We start from the raw sequence: 23,428 nt of genomic DNA on the forward strand, positions 1-23,428 counted from the left end.
AGGCCATACCGCGAAGGCAAAGGAACCCCCGTCGTCCACAGGCCGTTCGCATTGTCCACAGGTTGGCCCAAGGCCCGCGGCGGGGCCCGCGAGGCTGGCTAGGGTGCAGGCATGCGCGTACTGATCACCGGTGGAGCCGGTTACATCGGGAGCACGATCGCCTCCGCCTGCCTCGACGCGGGGATCGATCCCGTGATCCTCGACAGTCTCGTCACGGGGCGGCGGGAGTTCGCCGAGGGGCGGGTGTTCTACGAAGGCGACATCGGTGACGGGCCGCTCATCGACAAGATCTTCGCCGAATGTCCCGACATCTCGGCCGTCATCCACTGTGCCGCGCTCATCGTCGTCCCCGACTCCGTGGCCGACCCGATCGGCTACTACCGTGCCAACGTCGCCAAGAGCCTCGACTTCGTCGAGCACCTGCTCCGCAACGGGTGCACGCGCATGATCTTCAGCTCGTCGGCGTCGATCTACCAGGCGGGCGACGACCACACGGTGACCGAGGAGTCGCCGCTGGCCCCGCAGAGCCCGTACGCGCGGACGAAGGCGGTCTGCGAGGGCATGTTCGCCGACATCGCCGCCGGCCGGCCCATCAGGATTCTGTCGCTGCGCTACTTCAACCCCGTCGGGGCCGACCCTCTCATGCGGACGGGCCTGCAGCTCCGCCGCCCCAGTCACGCGCTGGGCAAGATGATCGAGGCGTACGACGAGGGCGTCCCCTTCCAGATCACCGGCACCGGCTACCCCACGGCCGACGGCACCGGCATCCGCGACTACATCCACGTCTGGGACCTGGCCGAGGCGCACGTGGCGGCCCTGCGGCGGTTCGACTCGCTGGAGGCCGACGTGATAAATCTCGGCACCGGCTCAGGCACCACCGTCCGCGAGCTGGTGGAGGTGTTCAACCGGGTGGCCGACCGCCCGATCGAGGCCGTCGAGGCCCCCGCCCGCCCAGGTGACGTGGCCGGCGCCTACACCCGCAGCGACCGCGCCCGCGAGCTGCTCGGCTGGCAGACCCGCTTCTCCTTGGAGGACGGCATCAGACACTCACTCGAATGGGCCACCCTCCGCCCCACCCGACTCCCCTGATTCGAAAAGGGACATAAGGCAGGGCGCGAAGTGCCGGCCCGGCTCAACCGGGCCGGCACTCAGAGCGACTCACCCAGCCGGCCGCCGGAGCGGCCAGGCCGGTGCTCAACGCGTGGGTCAGCCGGCGAGGCTGCCGATGGGGAGTTCGAGGCTGGAGATGTCGTCCTCGCCGTTCTTGAACGTGGTGGTCACCTGGTCGGCGGGCGGGGCCTTGACCACGACCTTGCCGCCCCAGCCGGTGTAGCGGGTGTCCACGCTGATGCTGCCCGTCTTGCCGAGGCCGGGCACCGACATCGGGTACGTCGTCACGAGCCGCGTCGGACGGCCCGCCTTGTCGACGGTGAGCTTCCAGCTGATCGACGCCTTCATCGCCTTGGCGGAGGGCTTGTCCATCCAGCTGGAGCGCAGCCAGGGGGAGACCTTCCACAGGTCGGCCACCCTGGCCTTGCCCGCGTAGCCGCTGCCGGTCGCCTTGGAGCGCTTGAGCAGGGTCGCGAGGGTGACGGGCTCGGCCACGTTGATGGGCTGGCCGTAGGTGCCGGTGAAGCCGCCGGTCAGGCCCTTCGGCATCTTGTACCAGGGCTTGTCCTCGGGCAGCAGCGCCGACCAGAGGTTGCCGGACAGGTAGGAGGTGGTGCCGACGCGGATCGTGCGCTCGGGCACGGTCAGCGCCTTCAGCAGCGTGCCGGTCTCGCCGTCGCCCAGGCCCTCCACGTCGCCGGCCTTGATGTTGATCTTGCCGGTGATGTCCGAGGCGGCGACGCCCGACTTGCCGAACTGCAGGGCGCCGGTACGCCGGACGAACACCTGACGGAGGCGACCATCGCTCAGCGTGGTCCGTTCGGTGAACTTCACCCCCTTGCCGGGGGCGAGCTGCTTCTTGACGGCCGCCACCGGGTTCTTGGGCGCGGCGGCCAGCGCCGGGGTGGCGCTCACGAGAGCGGCGGTCGTGGCTAACGCCACGCCGGTCAGGATTCGCTTCATGCGGATTCCTTAGGTGTTGAGGAGGAGTTGCTGATGTGCGCCGGGGCCGGAAGGGAGAGGCCCCGGCGCGGGTGTGGCGGCTACTCGACCGCGCTGAGCGAGTTCAGCGACCCGTCGGGAATGCTCTGCGGCACGTCGCTCTCAGTGCTCAGCTCGCTGACGTCGATCACCTCGTCCGCCGGCGGGGCCTTGATCGTGACCTTGCTGCCCCAGCCGGTGTAGCGGGTGTTCACGGTGGACGTGGTCTTGCCGAGGATGCCGAAGTCCAGCTTGTACTCGCTGCGGACCCGGGTGATCAGGCCCTTGGAGTTGACGTCGAGCACGTACGAGATCGCGACCTTGCCCAGCCGCTTGTCGACCTTCTCCCCGTAGAGCCTGCCGAGCCGGCCGAAGGTGACGGTCCCCCGGTACGAGCCGCCCTTGAAGCTCTTGGCCCCCGTCACGAGCGCCTTGAGCACCTCGGGCCGGAAGATGTCCAGCGGCTGGCTGCCGGCCCGCCCACCGGTCTGGTTCGGGTAGCGCACCCACTTCTTGCCGTCGGGAAGTTCATCGCTGAACAACCCGCCCTTCGCGTACGTGTAATTGCCGACCGTGACCATCCGCGGCGGCGCGCCGAGTGATGACCCCGCGCCTTTCACCCCGGTACGCAGGTCCATGGCCACGATTCCGGACTTGCCGAATCCGATGGTGCCGTTCGTGGTGATGCTCACGGCCCCCGTCGAACCCGCGGCCGTGCGAGCGGACTCGGAGATCCGCACGCCGTGCCCGGTGACGTACTGCTTCTTCAGCGCTTTCACCGGGTCTGCGGGCGCGGCCTGCGCGGGCGCGGCGGTCACGAATGCGGCCGACGACGCCAGCGCCAGCCCCGCGACAATTCGCTTCATAGGGTTTCCTTCGGCATTAGGCAAGAACGGGGAGCAAGCCTGACATTTGAAGATCACGAACATATATCGAGCGAAGGGTCTTATGTCGGCTAAACCGTGCAATTTGTGTGCAGGGTCCGTCCTGGAGAAGTGAGATCACCGTCACATAGCGGAAGAACCGCGACCCGATGACCTGGGCAGGTCAAGCTTCGGGCTAGGCTTCACTGGCGGAAACGCCCGGCACGACCCCTGAGCGCAGGAGCTCGCCGTGACAGAGCAGAGCGAGGAACGAAGCCCGCGCACGGCGAAGCGCACGCGACCATCAGCACAGATGCCCGGGCCGTCGAACATCAGTCGGATAAGCAAGGACGGACCCTCGTGGACCTGTTCGAACATCAGGCGAAGGAGCTCTTCGCTGACTACGGCATCCCGGTGCCACGCGGCATCGTCGCCCACAACGTGGAGGAGGTGCGGTCGGCGGCTCAGGAGCTGACCGGCCGCGTTGTCGTCAAGGCCCAGGTCAAGACCGGCGGCCGGGGCAAGGCCGGCGGTGTGAAGGTGGCCGACGACGCCGCCGACGCCGTGGCCAAGGCCGAGGGCATCCTCGGCATGGACATCAAGGGCCACACGGTCCACAAGGTGCTGGTCGAAGAGGCCAGTGCGATCGCCGAGGAATACTACTTCTCCTTCCTGCTCGACCGGGCGAACCGTACCTTCCTCGCCATCTGCTCGGCCTCGGGCGGCATGGACATCGAAGAGGTCGCCCACACCGCGCCCGAGAAGGTCGCCAAGGTTCCCGTCTCGGCCCTGACCGGTGTCGACCGCGCCAAGGCCCGCGAGATCGCGGTGGCCGGCGGCCTGCCCGAGAAGGCGCTCGACGGCGCCGCCGAGCTCATCGAGAAGCTCTGGTGCTGCTTCGTCGACGAGGACGCCACGCTCGTCGAGGTCAACCCGATGATCCTGTCGGCAGACGGCCAGGTCAAGGCACTCGACGGCAAGGTCACGCTCGACGACAACGCCGGCTTCCGCCAGAGCGACCACGAGGCGCTGGCCGACAAGGCCGCCGAGGACCCGCTCGAGGCCAAGGCCAAGGAGAAGGACCTCAACTACGTCAAGCTCGACGGCGACGTCGGCATCATCGGCAACGGCGCCGGCCTGGTCATGTCCACGCTCGACGTGGTGGCCTACGCCGGTGAGGCGTTCCCCGGCAAGCCCTCGCCCGCGAACTTCCTCGACATCGGCGGTGGCGCGTCCGCCGAGGTCATGGCGGCCGGCCTGGAGATCATCCTCTCCGACCCGAGCGTCAAGTCGATCTTCGTGAACGTCTTCGGCGGCATCACCGCCTGCGATGCCGTCGCCAACGGCATCGTCTCGGCGTTCAAGCTGCTGGAGAGCCGCGGTGAGGCCGTGACCCACCCGCTGGTGGTCCGCCTCGACGGCAACAACGCCCAGCTCGGGCGGCAGATCCTGGCCGACGCCGCGCTCCCGCGCGTCGAGCTGGTTGACACGATGGACGAGGCGGCCAAGCGCGCCGCCGAGCTCGCTGCGGTAGGTGCGTGACCCATGGCCATCTGGTTGACGGAGAACAGCAAGATCATCGTTCAGGGCATGACCGGTGGTGAGGGCACCAAGCACACCCGCCGCATGCTCGCCTCCGGCGCTCGCGTCGTGGGCGGTGTCAACGCCCGCAAGGCCGGCACCACGCACGAGGGCCTGCCCGTGTTCGGCACGGTGAAGGAGGCGATCGAGCAGACCGGCGCCGACGTGTCGGTGGTGTTCGTGCCGCCGAAGTTCACCAAGGACGCGGTCAAGGAGGCCATCGACGCCGAGATCCCGCTCTGCGTGGTGATCACCGAGGGCGTGCCGGTGCACGACTCGACCGAGTTCTGGGCGTACGCGGTGGCCAAGGGCAACAAGACCCGCATCATCGGCCCCAACTGCCCCGGCATCGCCTCGCCCGGCGCCTCCAACGCCGGCATCATCCCCGCCGACATCACCACCGCCGGCCGCATCGGCCTGGTCTCGAAGTCCGGCACGCTCACCTACCAGCTCATGTACGAGCTGCGCGACTTCGGCTTCTCCACGGCCGTCGGCATCGGCGGTGACCCGGTCATCGGCACCACCCACATCGACGCGCTGCAGGCGTTCCAGGACGACCCCGGCACCGACGCGATCGTGATGATCGGCGAGATCGGCGGCGACGCGGAAGAGCGGGCCGCCGCCTACATCGAGCAGCACGTCACCAAGCCGGTCGTCGCCTACGTCGCGGGCTTCACCGCCCCCGAGGGCAAGACGATGGGCCACGCGGGCGCCATCGTGTCCGGCTCGGCCGGCACCGCCCAGGCCAAGAAGGAGGCCCTGGAGAAGGTCGGCGTCCGCGTCGGCAAGACCCCCTCCGAGACCGCCCGCCTCATGCGCGAGATCATGCAGGCGCGCTGATCGTTTCCCGAAGGGCTCCGCGTGGTATGCCGCCATGCGGAGCCCTTCGCGCGTCCGAAAGCCCCTACGCCCTCGGCGAAGAAGCGACAGAACGCGGCGATACCCGGCGCGTCAACCAAGCTTCGGTCGGGAAAGCTTGAGAAAATCGCCTACTGTGACGGCGATCCTCGACCAGTTGCGCACTGCCCCCCGGTCGGTGCTCGGCAAGCTCCCCGGAGCCCCGAGCGACGACGACGAGACGCGGCGGCCGCTGCCGGTGTCGGGAATGCTGGCCGCCGCCTGCACGCTCGGTGTCGGCCTCGCCGTGCTCACCACGCTCACCCTCGTCGGCTGGATCGCCGCGCCGCGCGGCACGCTGGGCGCCGGGCTGCCGGGCGTCTTCCGTACGGCGGCGCAGCTCTGGCTGGCCGCCCACCACGCCGGGTTCGCCATCCCCGGCGGCCGGGTCGGGCTGCTGCCGCTCGGCCTCATGATCCTGCCCGCCATGCTGCTCTACCGCGCGGGCCGCTGGATGGCCCGCGACGCCGACCTGCGGCTGCGGCTGCCCGCCCGGCTGCCCAAGAACAGCCCGAAGGAGCAGGCGGGCGCCAGGCGGCGGGCCCAGCTCGTGCTCGTGGTGCAGGCCGGGGTGTCGCTGGCGGCCCCCTACGCGCTGCTGGCCGGGCTGATCGCGCTGGTCGCCGGCAACCAGATCACCCAGCCGTTCATCGGTGAGGCGCTGCTCAGCCACTTCCTGCTGGCCTTCCTCGCCGGCTCGCTGGCCACGGCGCGCATGATCGGGCCCTGGCGGGTCATGCTGCGGCTGCTGCCCGAGCGCGTGCGCGCCCTGACCGTCGGCACGGCGGTCGCCACCGCGGTGCTGGTGGTGGCCGGGCTCGCGCTGGTGCTGCTCGCGGTCGTGCTCAACTTCGGGCAGGTCAGGCAGCTGTCGGAGGTGCTGTCGCCGGGGTTCGTGGGCGGGGTGCTGCTCATCCTGCTCCAGCTGCTCTACCTGCTCAACGCCGTCGTCTGGGCGTTCTCCTACATCGCCGGGCCGGGCTTCGCGATCGGCGCCGACACGCTGGTCGCGCCCACGGGCGTGCAGCTCGGCACGGTGCCCAGCCTGCCGATCCTGGGCGCGCTGCCCGAGAGCGGGCCGGTGCCGGCGTGGATGATGGCGGTGATCGCGCTGCCGTTCGCGGCGGGCGCGGTGGCGGGCGTCATGGTGGCCCGCATCTCGCCCTCGCCGTCGTACGAGGCCGCGCCGTTGTGGGGGTTCCTGTCCGGCATCACCAGCGGCCTGGTGGCCGGGGTGCTCGCGGCGCTGTCGGGCGGGCCGATCGGCGGCGGGCGGCTGGCCACGGTCGGGCCGTCGCCCTGGGAGGTGGCGCTGTCGGTGGCGCTCGAGGTCGGCGTGGCGGCCGGCATCTCCGCGGGCGTGACCAACCTGCTGCTGCTCAACAAGAAGGCCAGGGCGCCGCTCGACAAGGCCGCCGCCCCCGTACGTAAGGCCGGAGCGGCGCTGGCCAAGGCGGCGAGCAAGGTCGGGCTCGCCGAGAGCGACCCGCGCCCGCTGCCCGGCCACTGGCTCGACGCCACCGAGGCCGACACCCAGGAGATCCCCGTCATCAGGGACGACTGGCAGGACGAGCACGCGTCGGCGGAGGCCGAGACGCTGGCCCAGGCCCGGCCCCGGCTCGCCGAGCCCGAACCGGCCGCGGCCCGCCCGCCCCGTAAGGACATCGTGGACGAGTCAGACGACCGGGGCGGCCACGTGATCTACGTCGACCCCTACGCCTGGGATCGCGACTAGGTCAGGGCTGCATGGTGCCGAGCATCTGCAGGACGTCGGCGGGAAGCTTGCGCTGCGCCGCCTCCTTGAACTCGGCGAAGCACTCACCCTGCGAGGCCACCGTGCCGGCGCCCTTCATGCACTCCGTGTAGGCGGAGTATTCGTCCGCGAGATAGAGCTGCATGGCCGTGGCCCCCGCCGACAGCGCGAGCGCGAGCGAGGAGACGGTGATGCCGCCCACCGCCACGCCCGTGGGCTTGCCCTCGCTCCTGAGCAGTGGCAGCGCCCGGACCCCCGCCATCAGCGCGAACAACGCCATGACCAGGCCCGCGAGGGGCAACATGAACGTCATGGCCAGCGCTGCGATGGACAACCAGATCGCTCGGCGGCCCGCGGAATCCGCGGGCTGCTGGCCTGCCGGTGCCTTCACCGGTGTCGACACCTGACCTCCTCTGCGTCGCCGGACGATGAACAGATACCCTGTGACCCCCACCCTGTTTCCTCATTGGAGTGTGCGTGTCTAAGGCTGGGCGGCTCGTCGTCCTCGTCTCCGGCTCTGGAACCAACCTACAGGCCCTGCTGGACGCTTCCGCCGATCCGTCGTACGGCGCTCGCGTGGTCGCGGTGGGCGCGGACAGGGAGGGCATAGAAGGGCTGGTCAGGGCCGAACGAGCACAGGTCCCGACATTTGTCGAAAAATTGGGTGATTACGCGACTCGGGCGGAATGGGATGCCGCGATCGCGGCCCGCATCGCCGCGTACGAACCCGACCTCGTCGTGTCCGCGGGATTCATGAAGATTCTGGGCACCCCCACCCTCGACGCCTTCCCCGTGCTCAACACCCACCCGGCGCTGCTGCCGTCGTTCCCCGGCGCCCACGGCGTACGCGACGCGCTCGCCCACGGCGTCAAGATCACCGGCTGCACGGTGATGCTCGCCGACGAGGGCGTCGACACGGGGCCCATCGTGGCGCAGGCGGCGGTGCCCGTGCTCCCCGGCGACGACGAGGAGGTCCTGCACGAGCGCATCAAGCAGGCCGAGCGGCGCCTGCTCGTCGAAACCGTCGGCCGGATGGCCCGCGAGGGCTGGACGGTCAGCGGACGTATGGTCCGCATCGGCAACCACACAGGAGGGGAAACCACGTGACTCGCATCGCCATCCGGCGCGCGTTGATCGCTGTATACGACAAGTCCGGGCTCGAAGAGCTGGCCAGAGCCCTCGACGGTGCCGGGGTGGAGATCGTCTCGACCGGTGGCACCGCCGCCGCGATCTCCTCCTTCGGGATCCCGGTGACGAAGGTGGAGCAGCTCACCGGGTTCCCCGAGTGCCTCGACGGGCGGGTCAAGACGCTGCATCCGCGCGTACACGCCGGTCTGCTGGCCGACGTCACCAAGCCGCACCACGTCGCCCAGCTCGACGAGCTCGAGATCGACCCGTTCCAGCTCGTGGTCGTCAACCTCTACCCGTTCCAGCAGACGGTGGCCTCCGGCGCGTCCGACGCCGAGTGCGTCGAGCAGATCGACATCGGCGGGCCCGCCATGATCCGCGGCGCCGCCAAGAACCACAACACCTGCGCCGTCGTCGTCGACCCCGGCTTCTACGGCGACGTGCTCAACGCCCTGTCCGAGGGCGGCTTCACCCTCACCGAGCGCCGCCGGCTCGCCGGCATCGCCTACGCCCACACCGCCTCCTACGACGTGGCCGTGGCCAACTGGTTCGGCGGCACGTACGTGGGCGAGGGCGAGTTCCCGCACTTCACCGGCACCGCGTACGAGCGCAAGGCCACCCTCCGCTACGGCGAGAACCCGCACCAGCGCGCCGCCCTCTACACCGCGGGCGAGGGCGGGCTGGCCAACGCCGAGCAGCTGCACGGCAAGGAGATGTCCTACAACAACTACCTCGACGCCGACGCCGCCTGGCGCGCCGCGTGGGACTTCCCCGACCCCTGCGTCGCCATCATCAAGCACCAGAACCCGTGCGGCATCGCCGTCGGCGCCGACGTGGCCGACGCCCACCGCAAGGCCCACGCGTGCGACCCGGTCTCCGCGTACGGAGGCGTCATCGCGGTCAACCGGCCCGTCACCGAAGAGCTGGCTCGGCAGATCTTCGACGTGTTCACCGAAGTCGTCATCGCGCCCGACTTCGACGCCGAGGCGCTTGATGTGCTGCGCGGCAAGAAGAGCCTGCGCCTGCTGCGCTGCCCTTCCGGGCCCGCCGACCCGACCGAGTTCCGCCGTATCGACGGCGGACTGCTCGTCCAGACCACCGACCGCGTCGACGCGCCCGGCGACTCCGCCGCCCAGTGGGAGCTCAAGACCGGCGCCCCCGCCTCGCCCGAGGTGCTGGCCGACCTCGAGTTCGCCTGGCGGGCCTGCCGCTCGGTGAAGTCGAACGCCATCCTCCTCGCCAGCGACGGCGCCACCGTGGGCGTCGGGATGGGCCAGGTCAACCGCGTCGACTCCTGCCGCCTCGCCGTCACGCGAGCCGGCGAACGCGTCGCCGGCTCGGTCGCCGCCTCCGACGCCTTCTTCCCGTTCCCTGACGGGCTGGAGGTGTTGGCGGAGGCCGGCGTACGGGCGATCGTGGAGCCCGGCGGCTCGGTCCGCGACGCGGAGGTCATCGAGGCGGCCGAAAAAGCCGGCATCACCCTCTACTTCACCGGTACCCGCCACTTCTTCCACTGATCAGCCACAAACAAATGGCCCGCCTCCGTCATCCGGAAGCGGGCCATCCCGCGTCATGGCCTGGCTCGCGGTGGTTCGCGGGGACTCACGGGGACTCGCGGTGGTTCGCGGGGGCTCGCGGAGGGTCGTGGGAGGTGCCGTCGGGTGCGACATCAAGACCAATCTGATGGATCTTGTCGCTTTTATCCCTTTCTGTAGCGAGCAGTCGTCGAGGAACGTTAGCCTGAACTCCTCCTCCCCGCTCCCGTCCCTCGGAGTTCTTTTATGGCGCTCGACGCATTCCTGCAGGCCTTCGTCGCCTTGAACGGCTTCTCCTCCAGCCCCATCGTCCTCGTGGTGCTCGCCCTCATCGGCGCCTACTTCGGCGGCCGCATCGTGGAGGTCATCCCCTTCACCCGCCGCATCATCGAACGCCGCGAAGCTCAACTCGCCGAACGCGAGTAACCCCCTTCGGCGAGAACCCACGCACACAACAGCGCAGGTCGCGCCACCAAATCACCCCACCACAGCGGCATGTGCCCAACTGCGTGGGCGGCCCGTTCACCGCTTCCCGCGCCGACGTAGCGCGTTCCCACGGCACGTGCCGTAACAACTGCTCGGCAGCGCCGCACAATGCGGCCGGGCCGCACATCTCGGCCGGGACGCACATCTCAGCCGGGCCGCACACCGCTTGGCGCCGTGCCGACGCACCGCGTCCCGGCGGCGCCACCCGGGACGGCGCGTCCGTCTGCGCGACGCCAGTAGCGGTCAGGTTGTGGAGTTGAGGGCTTGCCAGGCCAGGTTTGCGGCACCGGCGAGGCCCGCTCGGACTCCGAGCGTGCTCTGCTTCACCTGGACCGCCCGGACGAACGCGAGCCCGGCCACGTCGTCAAGTGCTCGCTCCAGCGGATCGAACAGCACGCTGCCCGCCGCCGACACGCCTCCGCCGATCACCACGGTCGTGACCTCGGCGGCGGCCGCTGTGGATGCGATCATGCCCGCCAGCGCCCTGGCGCCCCGCTCGAACGCCTGCACCGCGATCTCATCCCCGGCGGCGGCATCCCGTGCCAACGCCCGTGCGTCTGCCCGTTGTCCCTCGCCCTGGGCCCTGCCCTCCTCGTTGTGCGTGTGCTCCTCTTCTCCAGGAGTCCCGTTCACCCGGCCGTCCCCGAAGGGTCCTCTACCGTCCTCGAGTGGTCCGTCCCCTACGGGCCCGTTGCCTCGGCCTCCCCCAAAAGGGCGGTTCTCCCGGCTGTTCCCGGAGAGTGCAATCCCCTGATTTTCCTCAGTACTCCCGTTCCCCTGCTTGTCCCGAGGGGTCCCTGCCCCTGGAGCCGCGTCGTGAACGTGGACGAGGGGCTTTTCTGGGACGGCGGCCGTAGCGGTGTCGGGGGAGGGGGACCAGCCGTTGTCCAGGGCCCAGTGGGTCATGTTCGGGCCGCTGGCGTAGCGTTCCACGCAGCCTCGGCCGCCGCACTCGCAGCGTTCGCCGTACGGATCGATGCTCATGTGCCCGACATGTCCGGCGTTGCCTGTGGGGCCGAGGAGCGGGGCGCCGTCGATGACCAGGCCGCCGCCGATGCCGGTCGACACCACGATGCCCAGCAGCGACGAGCAGCCGCGTCCGGCGCCCAGCCAGTGTTCCCCCAGCGCGAAGCACTGCGCGTCACCCGCGAGCAGCGTCGGCAGCCCGGTCAGCTTGTGCACTTCGTCCCGCAACGGGAACCCGCGCCAGCTCGGCATGTTGACGGGGCTCACGGCGCCGGTCGCCAGGTCGAGCGGGCCGGCGCAGCCGATGCCGACCGCCAGGGGCGCCGGGCCGCCTGCCGTCACCTCCGCGATGAGGGCGGCGAGGGCGGACATCACCTCCGTACGCGGGGTCGGCCGGGTCGCAGAGCGCAGGATGGAACCCTCCTCGTCCACCAGCGCGGCGGCGAGTTTGGTCCCTCCGATGTCAATGGCAAGTACGCAGTTCATCAGTGTTTGTGGTGGTTGTCGGGCTGGCGGGGGTCGCCAGGATGCTCCAGGCCGGGAACGAGGGTGACCTTCCTGGCCCGCATGTCGTCCAGCCAGCGCGCGAACGCCTTACGCCGAGCGGCGGCCAGAAGGTCGTGGTCGTGGCCGGTCGGCCGGGAGGCGGGGTGAGGCAGTGTCTGCACGATTCCTTCCGGTTCGTCGGACTGCGGTGTGGTAGCGGCCGTTGGGGACGGTGACGTGGGGGCGGTCGTCCCAGGTGAAGGCGTGGTGGTGGTCGTCTGGCCAGGTGGGGTGGTGACGGTCGTCTGGTGTGGTGGGGCGGGGGTGGGCGTCTCGGGTGGGGTGGCGGTTGCCACGTGCCAGCCGAGGGCGTCCCTGATCGGGCCGACCAGGGTGTTGTACGGGTGGCTTTCGAGGGCTTGGGCGATGGTGGTGGGCAGGGAGTCGAGCGTGATGAGGCCGAGGGGTTCGAGGTCGGAGGGTGTCGCTGCCTGAGCGTGCGAGAGGGTGCCGAACAGGCGGTGGCGTACGTGGTGGCGGGGCGGTTGTTCGGGGGTCGGTGGGCGGCGCCATTCCTCGGGAACGGTCACCGTGGCCGTAACGTGCTCGAACACGGCCCGCACCCAGGGGCTGGCGTTGTAGGCGGCGGCGTTGATCGAACCGAGTTCTACTGCGGCCACCCGATCGAGCGTAAGGGCTGCCGTCGCGGCCGCCTTCGCCGGGGCATCCGAGGCAGCGTGTTCTTCGGGCGACGGGTGAGCCGGGGTCGCCTGCGGTTTTATGGACAGGGCCGGGGTGGCCTGCGGTCCTACGGACAGGGTCGAGATCGCCTGCGGTCCTACGGACAGGGCCAGGGTGGCCTGCGGTTCTATGGACAGGGCCAGGGTGGCCTGCGGTTTTATGGACAGGGCCGGGGTGGCCTGCGGTTTTATGGACAGGGCCGGGGTGGCCTGCGGTCCTACGGACAGGCCGATCTCGGTGGCGGTGGACTCGCAGAGGGCTTCGGTGAGGATGACCTGGGTGAGCCAGCGAGCGAGCTGACGGTCTTCCGAGGTGCCGGGCACGGGAAGGGCCGAGCTGAGCGGGCCGTCCCGGAGGGTGGCGAGGCGAGCGTCAAGGCGTGCGCGAGGAACCGGACGGCCGTCGATCCACCCGATCACCGCCGTCTCCGGTCCGCCTCCGGCCACTCCATCGACCTCCATCGCCGAGTGACCTCCTGCCGGGTCGCCGACCACCGTTGTGGGGCCCTCTCCGGCCGGAACGGCTGAGCTGTTGGGGTTGGTCGAGGGGTTCGCTGGTGTCATGGGGTCACCTCCAGGCGTACTGCCGGGGTGTACTGGCAGCGGCCGAACCACATGACCTTGGCCAGGGCCCACGCGTGGCCGGTCGGGTGGTCGTGGGGGACCCGCACCGGGAACGACACCTCGGCGGTCGTTCCTGCCGCCACCGTGAAGCCCCTGATGACCTCCGGGAGCAGGGACCAGGTGCCCCAAGGTGAGGCCAGCTGGGCTTCGCCGCGGATTTCGCCGGCGGTGGTGTTGGTGAGGCGCAGGGTGAGCTGGGCTTGGTCGCCGGGGGCCAGGGTGAGGGAGTCCTCGACGGTGGTGATCGACAGTCCCGTGGGGCGGGCCGTGTCGGCGGTGGTGCCGCGCGTCGCCTTGGCGAGCTCGGGTGGGGTGCCGGGGACGGGCAGCTCGGGCGCGGGGCCGATGGCGACCGTGGTGATGTCTTCGACGAGTTGCCCACTCGTGTGGGTGCGGGCGGAGATGAAGTGCAGGCCGGGCTCCGGGTCGGCGGTGGGTGTCACCGTCACGGGGAAGCGGAGGTGTCCGCCGGAGGTGAGGCGGAACGGGCGGGCGGACGGGGTGGCCGTCCAGCCCTCGGGGACGCGGATCTCGGCGACGCCCTCGTGCGCGGTGTCCGTGAGGTGGGAGGCCAGGACGACCTCCACCTCGAACGGCCCCTCCGGCGACTCCACGAGACCCGGCGTGACCGCGATGGAGACCGGGAGGTAGCCCAGGGGTGCCGGGCCCTTGTTGTGCAGCCAGTAGCGGCTGTAGACGGGCTGGGCCTGCTCGGTCGTGCGCGCGAGCTCCGGCGCCGCGGACAGGAGCGGTGCCGTGGACGGGAGCGATGCCGAGGCGAGGTAGGTGGCGACCTCGAAGCCACCGAGGTCGATGCTCGCAGGCGCAGGCGCAGGCGCAGGCGCAGGCGCAGGCACGGGCGCGGGCGCGGGCGCGGGCGCGGGCGAGGGGCCTGCGGGCTCATCGCTGGCCGCAGCCGTGGTGGCTGCGGAGCCGGAGGATGCGAGGGAGCCGGGTGCCGGCGGGGTGGGCTCGCCGGGGGTGGTGCGTGTGGTGCTTCCGCTCGTGCGGGTCAGCGCGTGGGAGGTGGATGTCGTGGGGTGTTCGAGGAGGTTGGCGGGGGTGAGGGTGTGCAGGTCGAGGACGGGGGAGGTCAGCTCGGCCCGAGTGCCCAGGCCGGTGGATTCGGTCAGGCGGATCGTTACGGCGGAGGTTTCCGAGGATCCCTCCGTGCGGCCGTGGGCGTGGGGGTTGCCGGTGGACTTCAGGGTGCTCAGGAGGACGTCGCGCTCGGGGGACACCGTAAGCAGGGAGTGGACAGGTGGGAGGGAGCCCGTCTGCGGAGCTTCGAGGAGGCGGGTGTGGAGGGGGGTGATGTGTTCCTGGGCGGCGGCGGGCAGGCGCAGGGCGCGCCAGTCGCCGGGGCCCGAGACCAGGGAGTAGGAGAACTCGTGCGTCCAGTGCTGGAGCTGGAAGCCGGAGCCGTCGGGCGTGGTGCGGCGGGGCGGGTCGAGCCAGATGCCGGAGGGCCAGCCGGTGCAGGACCGCATGAGCGACAGGTGCAGTGCGCCGGACGGGTCGACCGCGAACCCGGGCAGCCCGTACGCCAGCAGCGCCACCGTACGGTCCTCAAGGCGCTCGCCGCCCAGCGGGCACACGGCCTCGATGGTCGCGTCGGCCAGGTCGGCCACCAGGTCGGCGATGGAGTCGGTGACGATGAGTGCCGGGAGGGCACGCAGGTCGCGCAGGTCGGCGCTGGGCTGCCAGGTCTCGGGCAGCGGGCGCTCGGCGGGGATCCAGACGCGGGTGGCCCCCTCGCTCAGCGCCTTCGCGTAGGACTCGTCGGCTCTGGCGAGCAGGTCGGCGGCCACCGGGTTGGTGTCGGGGCCGCCCAGCACGAGGCGTACGTCGGGCAGGTTGGAGTCGACGTCGAGCCAGCCGTAGCGGGTGCCGTCGGCGGACGAGGTGGTGGCGGTGACGCCGGCCCTGGCCAGGGCCACGACCAGGTCGCGGGCCTGCGGAGCGTCGTCGAGGGCGGGCACCACGACCTCGGCCACGCCGAGCGCGCGTGCGCCCGCCGCGCCCAGATCGACCTTCACGGTGGCCGAGAGACCGAACCAGGTGTTGGCCGGGTTGTCGAGCGTCCACGGGTGGTGGGCCGTGTCGACGTCGGGCAGCGCGAAACCGCGCCCCACCACGGCCCCCGAGACGTCGGACACCGGCAGCGCCCCCTCCACCCGGGCCGGGAACCGCACCCGCAGCAGCCGGTCGGCGCCGGTGTGGTCGAGGACGCGGGTCCTGAAGTCGATGCGGTCGGAGCCGGCCGGGAGGGTGACGACCTGCTCGTACGTGATCTCGCCGACCTGCCCGGCCACGATCAGCCGCCGGCCCACCGGGCTGACCTCGGCGCGCACACCGGTCGCGGCGGCCGACGACGAGCCCATGACGTGGCCGGTCGGGATGAGGTGCCAGGGCCCCTCGCCCATGTCGGGATGCTGGGGATATTCGTCGTAGAGGCGCAGCTCGTTGCCGGGGCCGGTGAGGACCTCTTGGCCGGTGGTGCGATCGACGATGGAGACGAGGGTGCCGCCCTTGTCGGGGTCTGCGGTGATCTGCCAGCGGTCGTTCTCGATGGTGACGCCGGATGCCGGTTGCCACGACTCGGGGGTGCCGGGCACCACGTGGTACGTGCGCCAGCCCACCGACGGCACGTCGCGGGCCAGGAACGTGAGCGTGCCGCCCTCCGCCACTGCGGGAACCGGGACCCCGGAGGGGTCGGCCAGCACGTGACCCTCAGGCAGTGCGGCCGTCGCCAGGCCGTCACGCGCGAACGGCAGCGTGTTGGCGACGAGCACCCCCGGCGCGTCGGTCGTGACCTGGGCGGACAGGGCCGACAGGGCGTTGTCGCGGGCCTCGGCGGCCAGGTCGTACGCCTCGCGCCACCCGGTCAGCAGGTCGATGTAGACCTGGTCGGACTCGGAGCCGGTGATGGCGTCGTGGTGGGCGCCGTAGGCGAGCTGCCGCCACACCTTGTCGAGCGCCGTGTGCGGGTAGCCGCCCAGCCCCAGCACATGAGCGAACGTCGCCAGCCGCTCTGCGTCGAGTGCCGCCACCTCGGCCGCGCGCTGGGCCTGCTTGGTGTCGATGTAGGAGACGTCTTTCCCGGTGTAGATCGGGTTCATGTCGCGCGTCTGGGGGCTGTAGGACGACAGCCCGGCGCGTACGGCGTCGAGGAAGTCACGCGGGACGGCGCACACGAACCTGGGCCACACATAGCGGGACGCCCACGTGCGGTGGATGTCGGTCACCCATTTGTTGGGCGGGGTGTAGTCGGTGCCGACCGGGAGCAGGATGTTCTTCGTCGCGGCCACCGGCTTGAGCGAGCGGTAGAGGTCGTAGACCGCCTGGCAGGCGTCCTCAAGGGACGGCGACGAGTCCATCCACCAGCCGGCGGAGTAATGAGCCGGCATGTAGTGGGTCAGCACGCCCTGCCCCGACGGCGCGATCCACTCGAACTCGCTGGGGAACTGCATCAGCGCCGCGTCGTTCTTGGCCTCTTTGAAGTTCTTGCTGATCGGGCCCCACTGGTGGAACGGGCCGCGCGCCCACGCGCTGGCCGTCAGCCCGGCCGCCGCGAGGTAGCCGGGGAACTGCGGGTCGTGGCCGAACACGTCGAGCTGCCACGCCGTGCGCGGGTCGCCGCCGAGGATGTCGCGCTGGTAGCCGATGCCGTAGACGAGGTTGCGGATCGTGGTCTCGGCGCCGGTGAGGTTGGTGTTGGGTTCGTTGTACGTGCCGCCGACCAGCTCGACCCGGCCCTCGGCCATGAGGGCTCTGAGGTCGGCCCGGCGCTCGGGATGGGTGTCGAAGAACGGTTTGAGGTAGTCGACCTCGGCCAGCACGAACCGGTAGTCGGGGTCGCGCAGCGCCAGCTCGATGTGGGCCTCGACCAGGGCGAACGCGTTGCCCTCCCAGAGCGGCCTGGTGGTGGCGTCGGCCGACAGCAGCTCCCACGGGCTGGTGTAGGCGGCCTGCGTGTTCCACCACACGGGGTCGTAGTGGAAGTGGGACACCATGAACATCGTCCAGCCCGGCTCCTCGGCTGTGACCTCGACCTCCAGCTCCTCGCCGTCGAGGGTGAGCAGGCAGGGGACGGTCGTGCCCGGCGCGGCCGACACCTCCAGCGGGACCTCGTGCACTCCCGCTTCTGGTGGGATCGTGACATTCCCGGCCAGCCGGACGCCCGCGCCGCGCAGCTTCAGCGACGACTCGCGCTCGCCTGCCGCCACGGTGACGCGCAGGACTTGGTGCGGCTCCTCCTGGGAGCCGACGAACAGGTCGGTGGACTCGGCGGACAAGAGGCGGAACGGCAAGGGGGACCTCCGGACGCGTGGTGCTGGCGCCGAAAACACTAAGCCTTCGCCGAATCGATGACAACGATGTCAGGCTTCGGCTGTGGATAGCCCGCCCCGGCCGCTCGTGGCCTGTGGATAAGTCACCGGGAACGACGGCAACCGGTACCCCACAGACGGACCGCGTCCCGCCGCTGCGGGCCGCTATGGATGGCCGTCCCCCGGGACCCGATCGCCACTTCGTAGGGGCGGGACAGTGGTGTGGCTGGTGGTGGTGGTGGGGTCAGGCTTGCGGCGTCTGTGGTGGTGGTGGGTCAGGCTTGCGGCGTCTGTGGTGTGGGTGGTGGTCCTCTGGGAGTCGGCCGCCACCACTTCGGGGCGGGACGGCGGCGCCGGGTGGTTGGCGGTCGGACCCGGGCCTGGCATCTGGCGGGGTGGGGGTGGCCGCTGAGTGGGATCGGGTGTGCGGGATCTGGTCGTGCGGGGTGGTCGGGCTGTGGGGCTTGGCGTCCGTGGCAGCGTCCGTGGCCGGGGGTGTGGGGTGGTGCGGGGGAGGTCAGGGGGCATGACAGGATTGCGGCATGAGCGCTGTGAAACTCGATGGCAAGGCCACCGCCGCAAAGATCAAGGCAGATCTCACCAAGCGGGTGGCCGCGCTCAAAGAACGCGGGATCACGCCCGGCCTGGGCACCGTTCTGGTGGGGGACGACCCCGGCAGCCAGATCTACGTCGCGGGCAAGCACCGCGACTGCGCGGAGGTGGGCATCGCCTCCATCCGCGTCGATCTGCCGGCCACCGCGTCCCAGACCGACGTCGAGGCGGCCATCGACGAGCTCAACGCCTCACCGGCGTGCACCGGCTACATCGTGCAGCTCCCACTGCCCAAGCACCTCGACACGATGGCGCTGCTGGAGCGCATCGACCCGGCCAAGGACGCCGACGGGCTGCACCCGGTCAACCTCGGGCGGCTCGTGCACATGGTGGACGCGCCGCTGCCCTGCACGCCGCACGGCATCGTGCTGCTGCTGCGCGAGTACGGCGTGCCGATCAAGGGTGCCGAGGTCGCCGTGGTCGGTCGCGGCATCACGGTGGGGCGCTCGCTCGGGCTGCTGCTGACCCGGCGCAGCGAGAACGCCACGGTGACCCTCTGCCACACCGGCACCCAGGACCTCGCCTCGCACGTTCGGCAGGCCGACATCGTCGTGGCGGCGGCCGGCGTGCCCGAGCTGATCACGCGTGACATGGTCAAGCCGGGGGCCGCCGTGCTCGACGTCGGGGTCTCCCGGGTGGCGGGCAAGATCGCCGGGGACGTGGCTCCGGACGTCGAGGAGGTCGCCGGTTACCTCACGCCCAACCCGGGCGGCGTCGGCCCGATGACCCGCGCCCTGCTCCTCGCCAACGTCGTCGAAGCCGCCGAACGCCGGCTCGCCTGACCCTGGCCCCGCCGGCCGTTCATGCGGGCCTGCTGCCGGCACCCCGGGCCCGCCCTGGGCCTGGGAGCCCGTGGGGCCACGGGCCCCATGGACCCTCAAGGACCCGGAGCCCCATGGGGCCCTGAGCTCTCAAGGAGACTGCGGCGGCGTCCGCGCTCTAAGACGCGGACCGGACGGGGTGGCGCGGAGGGCGTTGTGGGCGGTTCAGGTCCGTGGAAGGGCAGGGGAACGCGCGGCGATACTCGGTGGGCGTCACCCCGAGATGCGCCGCGAAATGGTGGCGGAGGTTGTTCGCGCCGCCGAGCCCGCTGCGTTCGCTGATCTGCTCGATGGACAGATCGGTGGTCTCCAGGAGCTGCTGAGCGCGGGCGAGCCGCTGGTGGAGGAGCCACTTCATCGGGCTGGTGCCGGTCGCCGCCCGCAGGTTGCGGTGGAAGCTGCGTACGCTCATCCCCGCGCGGGCGGCCAGGTCCTCGACGGTGAGCGGGGCGTCGAGGTGCTCCAGCGCCCAGTGCAGGACGGGGGCGATCCCGTCGTCGGTCACATCGACGGCGCGCTCCACGAACTGGGCCTGGCCGCCCGGCCGGTGGGCGGGCACCACGAGACGGCGGGCGAGCTGGTTGGCCACCCGCGCGCCGAGGTCGCGGCGGACGATGTGCAGGCACAGGTCGAGCCCGCCGCTGAGCCCGGCGCTGGTGAGCACGTCGCCGTCGTCGACGTACAGGACCGAGTCGTCCACCAGCACCTGCGGGTACCGCTCGGCCAGCTCGCGGGTGTGCTCCCAATGGGCGGTGGCGGGACGGCCGTCGAGGAGGCCCGCGGCGGCGAGCGCGAACACGCCGTTGCAGAGCGAGACCATCCGCGCTCCCGCGGCGCCCGCGCGGCGCAGGGCGTCGAGCAGTTCCCGTGGCAGGTCGCGGTCGCCCCGCATGTACGCCTCCGGCACGACCGGGACGATCACCGTGTCCGCCCGTTCCAGCTCCTCCAGCCCGTACGGCGCGTTGCAGGTGAACCCCGGCACCGAGGAGGTCGTCCCGGGGCGCATCCCGACCACCCGCAGGTCGTACCACGGGTCCGCGAGGTCGCTGTGGTCCACGCCGAAGACCGCTGTGGCGATGCCCAGCTCGTACATGTCCCACATGGAGATGGCGTCGTCGATCACGACGAGCGCCACGGTGCCGGCACTCACGACGCTCACCCTATGGCAGGAATTTGGTGAATGTCGGCACTCCTGCCAATGTCGGCCGCCGGCTCGCGTTGCCATCATGGTGGCCCGTCACCATCGAAACGGACAGAAAGTGACAGACATGGCAGAAACACCGGTCACCGTCATCGGCATGGGCATGATGGGCCGGGCACTGGCCGCCGCCTTCCTGCAGGCGGGCCACCCCACGACCATCTGGAACCGCACGCCGGGCAGGGCGCAGGCCCTGGTCGAGGCGGGCGCGAGCGAGGCTCCGACGGTGGGCGCCGCCGTCACCGCCGCCCCGCTCGTCATCGTCTGCGTACGGGACTACGACGCCGTACGCGACCTGCTCGCCCCCGCGGAGACGGAGTTGTCCGGCCGCGCCCTGGTGAACCTCACCTCGGGAGCGTCCGACGAGGCCCGCGCGATGGCCGGCTGGGCGGCGGACCACGGGGCCGAGTACCTGGACGGGGCGATCATGATGACCCCGCCCGGCATCGGCGCGCCGGAGACGGTCATCCTGTACGGAGGCCCGTCCGCCGCGTACGAGGCGTACGAGCAGACCCTGCGGGTGCTGGGCGGCGGCACCACGCTCATCAGCACCGACGTCGGCCTCCCGTCGTTGTACGACGTCGCGCTGCTCGGGATCATGTGGTCGACGTTCAACGGCTTCATGCACGGCGCGGCGCTCCTGGGCACCGAGAAGATCGCGGCCACCGACTTCCTGCCGATGGCCACGGACTGGCTGAAGGGGGTGGCGTCGTTCCTGACGGCCTACGCCCACCAGATCGACGCGAACTCCTTCGCCGCCGCCGACGCCACCCTGGAGACCCAGGTCCCGCCGGTCCGGCACCTCATCCACGAGAGCCGGATGCGCGGCATCGACGCCACCATGGCGGAGTACACCGGCGAGTTGCTCGCCGAGGCGATCGACTGCGGGCACGCCCTCGACAGCTACGCCCGCGTCATCGACCACTTCCGGAGGTGAACGTGGTCAGGGGCTCGTGTAGTGGTGGAGGAGGGCGGGTTCGCCGGCGGCGTTGAGCCACCGGCCGCGGGTGGTGCCGGTGTGGCGCCAGCCCGTCCGTTCGTAAAGGGCGATGGCGGCGGTGCCCTCTGACGAGACCTCCAGCTTGAGGGGGCCAGGGGTGGTGGCGCGGACGGTGTCGAGGAGGCGGGCGGCCAGGCCCCGGCCGCGCGCGGCCGGCGTGACGAACAGGCGGACGATCTCCGCGTCCCGGGTGAGGCCGACGTGCCCGAGTACGGCGCCGTCCTCGACCGCGACCCAGGCCGACGTCAGGTCGGAGGGGGTGAGCCAGCCGCCGGGGTCGCCCGGCCAGTCGACGGGGTAGCGGTCGGCGGCCTGGACCTGGGCGAGCGCCTCCACGCAGGCGTCCAGGTCGGCGGGCAGGCGAAGACGGATGTGCATGCGGGCCAGGGTACGGCCGCGCGCCGGGCTCCCGTTCGCAGGGTCGGTGGAAGGCAAGTGCCGCGCCCTGATGCGGAGCCAGGCGCCGCGCGTCCAAGGCACGGCGGGTCAGGCGGAGGTAACGGACAGCGCGGCCAGGTCGGACTCGATTTTGGCGGCCGTGGCGAGCAGAGGCGGGAGGAGGTCGCGGTGTACGGCCTGCAGGCTCGTACGGCTGGCGTGCGTGGACACGTTCACCGCCGCCACCGTCCGCCCCGACCGGTCCCTGATGGGCGCCGCGATCGACCGCAACCCCTCCTCGAGCTCCTGGTCCACCATCGCCCACCCGCGCCTCCGCACCTCGTCGAGCTCGGCCCGCAAGGCGGCGGGCAGGACGATGGTGCGGGAGGTGAGCCGGCGCAGCTCGGCCCGCTCCAGGTAGGCGTCCAGCTCGGCGGCGGGCAGCCCGGCGAGCAGCACCCGCCCCATCGAGGTGCAGTACGCGGGGAAGCGAGTGCCGATGTTGATGGTGACGCGCATGATCCGGGCGGTGGCCACCCGCGCCACGTACACGACGTCCTCCCCGTCCAGCACCGCGACGGAGGCGGACTCGCGGACCTCGGCGGCGAGCCGTTCGAGATGGGGGTCGGCGACCTCGGGCAGGGACAGGCTGGACAGGTAGGCGTAGCCGAGCTCCAGCACCCGCGGTGTGAGCGCGAACAGCCGCCCGTCGCTGCGCACGTAGCCGAGATCGGTCAGCGTGATGAGGAACCGCCTGGCCGCCGCCCTGCTCAGCCCGGTCGCGCGGGCCACCTGGCTGAGCGTCAGCTCGGGCTGGGCGGCGCTGAACGCCCGGATCACCGCGAGCCCCCGGGCGAGCGACTGCACATGATCGACCATGAGCTGCCCCCTTGACAGCGGCGGGCAAGAGCGTAGCTTCCGCGATACGGGGTCGTTCGGTCAGAGAATACCTGTGCGCACAGCGAACAGAAAGAGGAGCAGTCGTGCGTCGCGCTCTTGTGATCCTCACCTGCACCGCCGCACTCGTGACAGCCTGTGGCACCTCAGAACCGGCCGGAGAATCCACTGGCACCGGCCCCGACAAAGTCAACGCGGGCGTGATCGCCATCGTCGACACCGCGCCGATCCACCTCGGCAAGGCCAAGGGCTTCTTCACCGAGCAGGGCATCGACCTCGCCATCACCCCGGTCGCGGGCGGAGCCGCCTCGGTGTCGGGCGCGGTGAGCGGGCAGTTCCAGTTCGCCTTCGCCAACACCACGTCGCTGCTGACCGCCAAGCAGCAGGGCCTGGACGTGAAGGTGGTGGCGAACGGCGTCTCCTCGACGGGCGAGCAGGGCGCGGACTTCAGCGCGGTGCTGGTCAAGCCGGACAGTCCGATCAAGACGGCCAAGGACCTGGCGGGTAAGAAGATCTCGGTCAACCAGCTCAAGAACATCGGCGACACGACCGTACGCGCGTCCGTGCGCAAGGCCGGCGGCGACCCGAGCGGCATCGAGTTCGTCGAGCTGCCCTTCCCCGACGCGCCCGCCGCGCTGCAGAGCGACCGGGTGGACGCGATCTGGGTGGTCGAGCCGTTCGTCAGCCAGGCCATCAGCCAGGGCGCCCGTCCGGTGGCGTGGAACTTCGCCGACGCCGCCCCCGACCTGACCGTGGCCATGTACTTCACCACCGGCCGCACCGACCCCGACCTGACCCGCCGCTTCACCGCCGCGATGCGCAAGTCCCTGGAGTACGCCGACGGCCACCCTGACGAGGTGCGCGAGGTGCTGAAGACGTACACGAAGATCGCGCCCGAGGTGATCGCGCAGATCAAGCTGCCGAAGTGGCCGGTCGAGGTGAACAAGGCGTCCGTGCAGACCATCGCGGACCTGGCGCTGGCCGACGGGGTGCTGCAGGACAAGGTGGACGTCTCGGAGCTGGTGCCGTGAGGGGCGCGGA

General features: G+C 70.9%; 19 protein-coding genes. 10 read left to right on the plus strand and 9 right to left on the minus strand.

Going from position 1 to position 23,428, the window contains the following annotated elements; translation table 11 throughout:
• Window positions 1-111 precede the first annotated feature (111 nt).
• Window positions 112-1,089: a UDP-glucose 4-epimerase GalE gene (galE, locus tag AB0K18_RS17700; RefSeq protein WP_364915090.1), complete on the plus strand. Its 978-nt coding sequence runs from the start codon at window positions 112-114 to the stop codon at window positions 1,087-1,089.
• Between the two features lie 117 nt (window positions 1,090-1,206).
• Here the strand turns inward: galE and AB0K18_RS17705 are convergent, their stop codons facing one another.
• On the minus strand, window positions 1,207-2,073 hold the full coding sequence (locus tag AB0K18_RS17705; protein ID WP_364915092.1) for a hypothetical protein: 867 nt from the start codon (window positions 2,071-2,073) through the stop codon (window positions 1,207-1,209).
• A gap of 80 nt (window positions 2,074-2,153) precedes the next feature.
• Entirely contained in the window at window positions 2,154-2,957 is an 804-nt protein-coding gene (locus tag AB0K18_RS17710; protein ID WP_364915094.1) for a hypothetical protein, read from the minus strand.
• 357 nt (window positions 2,958-3,314) lie between these two features.
• Between AB0K18_RS17710 and sucC the strand changes: the two genes are divergently transcribed.
• The 3 genes from sucC to AB0K18_RS17725 all read left to right on the plus strand — a co-directional run bounded on the left by sucC (window position 3,315) and on the right by AB0K18_RS17725 (window position 7,167).
• A complete protein-coding gene (gene sucC, locus AB0K18_RS17715; protein ID WP_364915096.1) occupies window positions 3,315-4,496 on the plus strand; it encodes an ADP-forming succinate--CoA ligase subunit beta in 1,182 nt (393 codons plus the stop codon).
• 3 nt (window positions 4,497-4,499) lie between these two features.
• Entirely contained in the window at window positions 4,500-5,375 is an 876-nt protein-coding gene (gene sucD, locus AB0K18_RS17720) for a succinate--CoA ligase subunit alpha (RefSeq protein ID WP_345395968.1), read from the plus strand.
• Between the two features lie 175 nt (window positions 5,376-5,550).
• Complete coding sequence (locus AB0K18_RS17725; protein ID WP_364554907.1) at window positions 5,551-7,167, plus strand: DUF6350 family protein; 1,617 nt, start codon at window positions 5,551-5,553, stop codon at window positions 7,165-7,167.
• Between the two features lies 1 nt (window position 7,168).
• Here AB0K18_RS17725 and AB0K18_RS17730 read toward each other — a convergent pair whose 3' ends face one another.
• Complete coding sequence (locus AB0K18_RS17730) at window positions 7,169-7,588, minus strand: hypothetical protein (RefSeq protein WP_364915098.1); 420 nt, start codon at window positions 7,586-7,588, stop codon at window positions 7,169-7,171.
• Between the two features lie 74 nt (window positions 7,589-7,662).
• Here AB0K18_RS17730 and purN point away from each other — a divergent pair, with 74 nt between their 5' ends.
• The 3 genes from purN (at window position 7,663) to AB0K18_RS17745 (ending at window position 10,274) form a co-directional block, all read left to right on the plus strand.
• Complete coding sequence (gene purN, locus AB0K18_RS17735; protein ID WP_364554911.1) at window positions 7,663-8,292, plus strand: phosphoribosylglycinamide formyltransferase; 630 nt, start codon at window positions 7,663-7,665, stop codon at window positions 8,290-8,292.
• Window positions 8,289-9,830, plus strand: a complete 1,542-nt coding sequence (purH, locus tag AB0K18_RS17740) for a bifunctional phosphoribosylaminoimidazolecarboxamide formyltransferase/IMP cyclohydrolase (protein WP_364915100.1) — start codon at window positions 8,289-8,291, stop codon at window positions 9,828-9,830. The genes purN and purH overlap by 4 nt, the downstream gene beginning before the upstream one ends.
• Before the next feature lie 264 nt (window positions 9,831-10,094).
• A complete protein-coding gene (locus tag AB0K18_RS17745; protein WP_364915102.1) occupies window positions 10,095-10,274 on the plus strand; it encodes a hypothetical protein in 180 nt (59 codons plus the stop codon).
• 303 nt (window positions 10,275-10,577) lie between these two features.
• On the opposite strand, the gene AB0K18_RS17750 is transcribed toward AB0K18_RS17745, so the two are convergent.
• Genes AB0K18_RS17750 through AB0K18_RS17760 form a run of 3 tightly spaced genes read right to left on the minus strand, consistent with a single transcriptional unit; the run spans window position 10,578 to window position 17,463 of the window.
• Window positions 10,578-11,786 (minus strand): ROK family protein, encoded by a 1,209-nt coding sequence (locus AB0K18_RS17750; protein ID WP_364915104.1) that lies wholly within the window; start codon window positions 11,784-11,786, stop codon window positions 10,578-10,580.
• Window positions 11,786-13,090 carry a hypothetical protein gene (locus tag AB0K18_RS17755; RefSeq protein ID WP_364915106.1) on the minus strand — a complete coding sequence of 435 codons (1,305 nt, stop codon included), beginning with the start codon at window positions 13,088-13,090 and terminating at the stop codon, window positions 11,786-11,788. Before AB0K18_RS17755 ends, AB0K18_RS17750 begins: the two co-directional genes overlap by 1 nt.
• The gene (locus AB0K18_RS17760) at window positions 13,087-17,463 is read right to left on the minus strand and encodes an NEW3 domain-containing protein (RefSeq protein ID WP_364915108.1); all 4,377 of its coding nucleotides are present in this window, start codon (window positions 17,461-17,463) and stop codon (window positions 13,087-13,089) included. The genes AB0K18_RS17755 and AB0K18_RS17760 overlap by 4 nt, the downstream gene beginning before the upstream one ends.
• Window positions 17,464-18,023: 560 nt before the next feature.
• On the opposite strand from AB0K18_RS17760, the gene AB0K18_RS17765 reads away from it, so the two are divergent.
• Complete coding sequence (locus AB0K18_RS17765) at window positions 18,024-18,875, plus strand: bifunctional methylenetetrahydrofolate dehydrogenase/methenyltetrahydrofolate cyclohydrolase (RefSeq protein ID WP_364915110.1); 852 nt, start codon at window positions 18,024-18,026, stop codon at window positions 18,873-18,875.
• Window positions 18,876-19,032: 157 nt separating this feature from the next.
• On the opposite strand, the gene AB0K18_RS17770 is transcribed toward AB0K18_RS17765, so the two are convergent.
• Entirely contained in the window at window positions 19,033-20,064 is a 1,032-nt protein-coding gene (locus tag AB0K18_RS17770) for a helix-turn-helix domain-containing protein (RefSeq protein WP_364915112.1), read from the minus strand.
• A 76-nt stretch (window positions 20,065-20,140) separates the two neighbouring features.
• Here AB0K18_RS17770 and AB0K18_RS17775 point away from each other — a divergent pair, with 76 nt between their 5' ends.
• Complete coding sequence (locus AB0K18_RS17775) at window positions 20,141-21,049, plus strand: NAD(P)-binding domain-containing protein (protein WP_364915114.1); 909 nt, start codon at window positions 20,141-20,143, stop codon at window positions 21,047-21,049.
• 6 nt (window positions 21,050-21,055) lie between these two features.
• Here AB0K18_RS17775 and AB0K18_RS17780 read toward each other — a convergent pair whose 3' ends face one another.
• Both AB0K18_RS17780 and AB0K18_RS17785 read right to left on the minus strand, forming a co-directional pair.
• A complete protein-coding gene (locus tag AB0K18_RS17780; RefSeq protein ID WP_364915116.1) occupies window positions 21,056-21,490 on the minus strand; it encodes a GNAT family N-acetyltransferase in 435 nt (144 codons plus the stop codon).
• 108 nt (window positions 21,491-21,598) lie between these two features.
• Window positions 21,599-22,369, minus strand: coding sequence for an IclR family transcriptional regulator C-terminal domain-containing protein (locus AB0K18_RS17785; RefSeq protein WP_364915118.1), 771 nt, complete (start codon window positions 22,367-22,369; stop codon window positions 21,599-21,601).
• 104 nt (window positions 22,370-22,473) lie between these two features.
• On the opposite strand from AB0K18_RS17785, the gene AB0K18_RS17790 reads away from it, so the two are divergent.
• Window positions 22,474-23,418: an ABC transporter substrate-binding protein gene (locus tag AB0K18_RS17790; RefSeq protein WP_364915120.1), complete on the plus strand. Its 945-nt coding sequence runs from the start codon at window positions 22,474-22,476 to the stop codon at window positions 23,416-23,418.
• The last annotated feature ends 10 nt before the right edge of the window (window positions 23,419-23,428 follow it).

Origin of the sequence: Nonomuraea sp. NPDC049421 (genome assembly GCF_040677005.1) — a bacterium.
Classification (GTDB): Bacteria; Actinomycetota; Actinomycetes; order Streptosporangiales; family Streptosporangiaceae; genus Nonomuraea; species Nonomuraea salmonea.

Bases quoted from the DNA above. Each gene is read 5' to 3' on its own strand.
- galE (WP_364915090.1), top strand. From the start codon at position 112: ATGCGCGTACTGATCACCGGTGGAGCCGGTTACATCGGGAGCACGATC.
- AB0K18_RS17705 (WP_364915092.1), bottom strand. From the start codon at position 2,073: ATGAAGCGAATCCTGACCGGCGTGGCGTTAGCCACGACCGCCGCTCTC.
- AB0K18_RS17710 (WP_364915094.1), bottom strand. From the start codon at position 2,957: ATGAAGCGAATTGTCGCGGGGCTGGCGCTGGCGTCGTCGGCCGCATTC.
- sucD (WP_345395968.1), top strand. From the start codon at position 4,500: ATGGCCATCTGGTTGACGGAGAACAGCAAGATCATCGTTCAGGGCATG.
- AB0K18_RS17745 (WP_364915102.1), top strand. From the start codon at position 10,095: ATGGCGCTCGACGCATTCCTGCAGGCCTTCGTCGCCTTGAACGGCTTC.
- AB0K18_RS17750 (WP_364915104.1), bottom strand. From the start codon at position 11,786: ATGAACTGCGTACTTGCCATTGACATCGGAGGGACCAAACTCGCCGCC.
- AB0K18_RS17755 (WP_364915106.1), bottom strand. From the start codon at position 13,090: ATGACACCAGCGAACCCCTCGACCAACCCCAACAGCTCAGCCGTTCCG.
- AB0K18_RS17765 (WP_364915110.1), top strand. From the start codon at position 18,024: ATGAGCGCTGTGAAACTCGATGGCAAGGCCACCGCCGCAAAGATCAAG.
- AB0K18_RS17775 (WP_364915114.1), top strand. From the start codon at position 20,141: ATGGTGGCCCGTCACCATCGAAACGGACAGAAAGTGACAGACATGGCA.
- AB0K18_RS17780 (WP_364915116.1), bottom strand. From the start codon at position 21,490: ATGCACATCCGTCTTCGCCTGCCCGCCGACCTGGACGCCTGCGTGGAG.
- AB0K18_RS17785 (WP_364915118.1), bottom strand. From the start codon at position 22,369: ATGGTCGATCATGTGCAGTCGCTCGCCCGGGGGCTCGCGGTGATCCGG.